Below are 652 nucleotides of genomic sequence, written 5' to 3' on the forward strand. Positions count from 1 at the left end.
CGCCCCCGCTGGGGGCGGGCCGGGGGCGGTTGATATGGTGTGCTACATCAGCAACACACCGGCGCCCCGGCGCCTCGCGTCATGCACAGCTGGAACGATCAAGCGCCGATCTATCAGCAGCTCGCCGACCGCCTCGCGTCGCAGCTGCTGGACGGCGATCCCCCCGAGGGCGAGGCGCTGCCATCCGTGCGCGCGCTCGCCAGCCAGTACCTCATCAATCCGTTGACCGTCAGCCGCGCGCTGCAGGCCCTCGTGGACGAGGGCCTGGTCGAGAGCCGCCGCGGCCTGGGCATGTACGTCCGCGACGCGCCCGCGTCCGGCTGCTGCGCAGCGAGCGCGAGCAGTTCCTCCAGGAGGAATGGCCCCGCCTGCGGGAGAAACTTCGCCGCCTGGGCCTCCGCCCCCAGGACCTGAATTGGGAGGACGCATGAAGACGCTCATCGAGGCCAGCCACCTGAGCCTCCACTACGGCCGCAAGGCGGCCCTGCAGGACCTGACCTTCTCCATCCCCGCCGGCCGCGTCGTCGGCCTGCTCGGCCACAACGGCGCCGGCAAGACCACGCTGATGAAGACGCTGGTCGGCCTGAAGCAGCCCACCGGCCAGCTCCGCGTGCTGGGCCTGGACCCGCATGCGACCGCGCCCGGCTGCTGA

2 protein-coding genes are annotated in these 652 nt (G+C 71.6%); both read left to right on the forward strand.

The window, feature by feature from the left end:
• Nucleotides 1-81 precede the first annotated feature (81 nt).
• Complete coding sequence (locus tag FUT87_RS23410; RefSeq protein WP_310735313.1) at nucleotides 82-414, forward strand: GntR family transcriptional regulator; 333 nt, start codon at nucleotides 82-84, stop codon at nucleotides 412-414.
• Nucleotides 415-427: 13 nt separating this feature from the next.
• Nucleotides 428-652 carry an ATP-binding cassette domain-containing protein gene (locus tag FUT87_RS23415; RefSeq protein WP_222617253.1) on the forward strand — a complete coding sequence of 75 codons (225 nt, stop codon included), beginning with the start codon at nucleotides 428-430 and terminating at the stop codon, nucleotides 650-652.

Source organism: Mitsuaria sp. TWR114 (assembly GCF_007997345.1).